Source organism: Pseudomonas sp. 2VD, from assembly GCF_005503585.1.
Lineage (GTDB): Bacteria > Pseudomonadota > Gammaproteobacteria > Pseudomonadales > Pseudomonadaceae > Pseudomonas > Pseudomonas aeruginosa.
Window position 1 is genome coordinate 1 of the sequence record NZ_SCND01000462.1, and the last position, 4061, is coordinate 4061.

Below are 4061 nucleotides of genomic sequence, written 5' to 3' on the forward strand. Positions count from 1 at the left end.
GCGCCATGGCTGGCGAAGCGTTCGGCCAGTTCGTCGAGAAAGCGGTGACGGGCGCGGCTCATGGTTTTTCTCCTTTCAGGCGGCGGACGGCGAGGTCGTGCAGGCAGGGTTGCAGCTCGCCCAGGTGATCGATCACGGAATGCACGCCCAGGCGGTACAGTTCCAGGGTGGCGTCGGCACGCAAGCGGTCGCGCTCGGTGTGTCCGAGAGCGTCCCAGTCGGCCGGCGAGAGGCCGCACGACGGCCCGCTGGCGGCCAGGCCGATGGTCCATAGCCCGGCATTGAGTCCGGCCTGGAGTTGACGCGGTTGGGCGCTGACCAGCACGCAGCCGTCGAGGCGCTCGATGCCCAGCCGGGCGAGGGCCTGCCAGCAGCCATCGGGGGCCGGCCAGGGGCGCGCGCCGGCGAGGGGGATCAGGGCGTCCGCTCGGCCGAGCGGCGCGGCAAGGCGCTGGCAGACCGATTCCGGTAGCTCGTCCTGCCAGGCATAGGGAATCCGTTGTTCGTCCAGGCTCTCCAACAGGGCCACGGCACCGGCGATGGCTTCGGCCTGTTCCCCGGCGGCTTCGTCGAGGGCCTGCTCCAGGCGCTGGCGCTCGCTCTTGTTCGGTTTGCGCCGCAACAGGAAGCTTTGTGCCTTGGCGAAGGGCAGCAGACTGGCGTCGCGGAGGTGTTCGGCAGGGCTATGCGGATGGCTGCGCAGCAGCGCCAGGGACAGGGTCCGGGCGCCGAAATCCACCAGGCCGCCGGAGAGTCCGAAGAGCAGGGCGGTGAAGCGCGGGAGTTGGTCGGAGCTGGGCATGCGAAAGGCGTCTGGCAAATGGTCTAGGCCAGCCTAGAGGGGTTTTGTGACGCTGCCGTGACGTTTTCGTGGCAGTGGCGATAGGCCGACGGGCTGCCGTTATAATCGGCCGGTCTGAATCAGCGAGGCCGTCATGCCGGTCGATCAATCTCGTCAGTACCTGCGCATCCGCGACCAGCTCGCCGCGGATATCGCCCAGGGCGTGCTGCAGGTGAAACTTCCCTCCGAGCGGGAGTTGGCCGAGCGCTTCCTGTGTACCCGCATCACCCTTCGCGAAGCCCTGCAGCAACTGGAAACCGAAGGCCTGGTCTATCGCGAGAACCGCCGCGGCTGGTTCGTCGCGCCGCCGCGGATCCGCTACAACCCGACCCGTACCACCGGCTTCATGGAATACGTCAGCGCCCAGGGACGCCAGCCGCGTACCGAGACGCTGCACGCCGAGCGGCGAGCAGCCGGCGCCTGGCTGGCCAAGCGGATGGGGCTGGAGGACAGCGCGCCGGTGTATTTCCTGCAACGGCGCCGCTGGGTGGACGAGCGTCCGGTGCTGATCGAACTGATCGCCCTGGATGCCGGGTGGTGCCCAGGCCTGCTGGACCACGACCTCGATACTTCGCTGATGAGCCTGCTGCGCGAGCGTTTCGGCCTGCAGCCGACGCGCTGCCAACTGGCGATGCACCCGACCGCGCTGAACGCGGCCCAGGCCGAGCCGCTGCAACTGGCGCCGGGTTCGCCGGCGCTGTACCTGGAGCGACTGAGTTACGCGGAGGGGCAGAGGGTGGTCGAGTTCGACCAGGAGTTCTGGCGCCCGGACGCCCTGGAGATCGTGCTCGACGCGGCCTATCCGGGCGCCTGAGTCAGGCGATCGCGGCGCGTATGCTGTCCGGCACGGGCGTCGAACGGTTTTCCGCGTGGCGCACCCAGACCAGCTTGCAGTGGCCTTCGCCATAGGTGCCTTGCGGATCTTCCAGGGTGCTCAGGCGATGTTCCAGTACCAGGCTGCTGGTGCCCAGCTTGCCGGCGTACAGTTCCACCACCACGGTGGCCGGATGCACCACCGGCTTCAGGTAGGTGTGCAGGCTTTGCAGCACCACCGGCCCCTCGGCAGCGCCTTCCAGGTCGACGCCGAGGGTTTCGAACCAGGCCACCCGGGCCTCTTCCAGGTACTGGAAATAAAGGGTGTTGTTGACGTGCCCGTAGCTGTCCATGTCGCCCCAGCGCACCGGGATATGGGCCGTGTGTAGCAATTGTCTGTCAGCCATCTCGTAACTCTTCTAGTCTCAAATTCAATGCGAGCCTATATACTGCGCGCACGCTGAAGCCGCGCTGGCGGCCAAGACTAGTCATGCAAAGGAGATACAGCAATGCGCGCCCGCGGCGTGAACTGGATCGAACGTAGTGCCCGAATCCTGGCTTGCGCCAGCCTCGCATTGGCACCCACGCTGTCCCTGGCGGCCAGTGAAGAAGACCCTTGGGAAAGCATCAACCGTCCCATCTTCACCTTCAACGACACCCTGGACACCTATGCGCTGAAACCGCTGGCCCAGGGTTACCAGAAGGTCACCCCGAACTTCGTTCAGGACGGCGTGCACAACTTCTTCAACAACCTCGGCGACGTGAAGAACCTGGCCAACAACCTGTTGCAGGCCAAGTTCCACAATGCCGGTGTGGACACCAGCCGCCTGCTGTTCAACAGCACCTTCGGTCTGGCCGGCTTGATCGACGTGGCGACCCCGATGGGCCTGCAGCGCAACGACGAGGACTTCGGCCAGACCCTGGGCTATTGGGGCGTCGGCAGCGGCCCGTACGTGATGCTGCCGTTCCTCGGCCCGAGCACGCTGCGCGATGCCCCGGCGAAGATCCCGGACATCTATGTCGGTCCCTACCACTACATGGACGATGTACGCGCGCGCAACGTGATGTTCGGCATCAACACCGTCGACACCCGTGCCAACCTGCTGAAGTCGGAAAAACTGATCAGCGGCGACAAGTACATCTTCATCCGCAACGCCTACCTGCAGAACCGCGAGTTCAAGGTCAAGGACGGCGAGGTGGAGGACGACTTCTAAGTCGACCCGCTTCGTGCGACACCTGGAAAGGCGGCCCTTGGGTCGCCTTTCGTCGTTTCAATGGATCGCGACGATGCTCAGCCCCAGGCTATGCCGCCCTGGGCCGAGCCGTTCGCAGCGCACCACGCGGGCTTCCAGTTCCAGGCCGGTGAGGGTCTCGTGGGTGGACGGGATGCTCACCCGCAGGTGGTCGCCCGGAGCCAGCTCGCTTTGCGCTTCCAGCAGCAGCCCGCTGGCGGACAGGTCCCGGCACAGGGCCACCGACTCGCGGCCTTCGCAGCGGATGGTGACCGGGGTGTCGAGCTTCATGCGGATGAAGTCGCGCTTCTCGCTGTAGTTGTGCTCGATGGGCTGCATGGGCTGATCCTCATGGTCGGGGCGATGGGGGGCGACTGGCAATCCTGGCGATTATCGTCAAAGTTTATACCGTGCGGACGGGATCGGACGGACAAAGGCGGATTTTCCGGCAAAGGTCAACGGCTTGAACTGCTCAACGGATGGGAGTACCGTCTGCGCCTTGTCGAACCCCGTAGCCGCGCTGTTGTCACTTACAATAAGCGCCTAGGACCCACTGTTTCCGGCGCCGTTTGCCTGGATGACCCATGCATAAAGTCAGTGCCACGCTGCTGATCATCGATGACGACGAGGTGGTGCGCGAAAGCCTCGCCGCCTACTTGGAAGACAGCAACTTCAAGGTGTTGCAGGCCCTCAACGGTCTGCAGGGCCTGCAGATCTTCGAAAGCGAACAGCCGGACCTGGTCATTTGCGATTTGCGCATGCCGCAGATCGACGGCCTCGAACTGATCCGCCGCATCCGCCAGACCGCTTCGGAAACGCCGATCATCGTGCTTTCCGGAGCCGGCGTGATGAGCGATGCGGTGGAAGCCTTGCGTCTGGGCGCCGCCGACTACCTGATCAAGCCCCTGGAAGACCTCGCGGTGCTCGAGCATTCGGTGCGCCGGGCCCTGGATCGGGCCTACCTGCGGGTCGAGAACCAGCGCTACCGCGACAAGCTGGAAGCCGCCAACCGCGAATTGCAGGCCAGCCTGAACCTGCTCCAGGAAGACCAGAACGCCGGCCGCCAGGTGCAGATGAACATGCTTCCGGTGACGCCGTGGAGCATCGAGGGGCTGGAGTTTTCCCACCGGATCATTCCGTCGCTGTATCTCTCTGGCGACTTCGTCGACTACTTC

The 4061-nt window shown here is 64.9% G+C and carries 6 protein-coding genes and 1 pseudogene; 3 read left to right on the forward strand and 4 right to left on the reverse strand.

The genetic code is table 11. The features are described 5' to 3' along the window. Nucleotides 1-62, reverse strand: a pseudogene (locus FFS27_RS29695) (phosphohydrolase); the annotation flags it as partial. Next, on the reverse strand, nt 59-802 hold the full coding sequence (locus FFS27_RS29700) for an HAD family hydrolase (protein WP_019485066.1): 744 nt from the start codon (nt 800-802) through the stop codon (nt 59-61). The gene FFS27_RS29700 and the pseudogene FFS27_RS29695, both read right to left, overlap by 4 nt. A 133-nt stretch (nt 803-935) precedes the next feature. On the opposite strand from FFS27_RS29700, the gene FFS27_RS29705 reads away from it, so the two are divergent. Beyond that, a complete protein-coding gene (locus FFS27_RS29705; protein WP_003104061.1) occupies nt 936-1655 on the forward strand; it encodes a UTRA domain-containing protein in 720 nt (239 codons plus the stop codon). A 1-nt stretch (nt 1656) separates the two neighbouring features. Here FFS27_RS29705 and FFS27_RS29710 read toward each other — a convergent pair whose 3' ends face one another. Continuing rightward, nucleotides 1657-2061, reverse strand: a complete 405-nt coding sequence (locus FFS27_RS29710; RefSeq protein WP_003138775.1) for an acyl-CoA thioesterase — start codon at nt 2059-2061, stop codon at nt 1657-1659. Nucleotides 2062-2163: 102 nt separating this feature from the next. On the opposite strand from FFS27_RS29710, the gene FFS27_RS29715 reads away from it, so the two are divergent. Further along, the gene (locus FFS27_RS29715; RefSeq protein ID WP_003090872.1) at nt 2164-2868 is read left to right on the forward strand and encodes an MlaA family lipoprotein; all 705 of its coding nucleotides are present in this window, start codon (nt 2164-2166) and stop codon (nt 2866-2868) included. Between the two features lie 57 nt (nt 2869-2925). Here the strand turns inward: FFS27_RS29715 and pilZ are convergent, their stop codons facing one another. Next, complete coding sequence (gene pilZ / locus FFS27_RS29720) at nt 2926-3225, reverse strand: cyclic di-GMP-binding protein PilZ (RefSeq protein WP_003104055.1); 300 nt, start codon at nt 3223-3225, stop codon at nt 2926-2928. Between the two features lie 245 nt (nt 3226-3470). On the opposite strand from pilZ, the gene FFS27_RS29725 reads away from it, so the two are divergent. After that, on the forward strand, nt 3471-4061 hold a 591-nt coding region (locus tag FFS27_RS29725), incomplete at its 3' end, for a response regulator (RefSeq protein WP_137952410.1).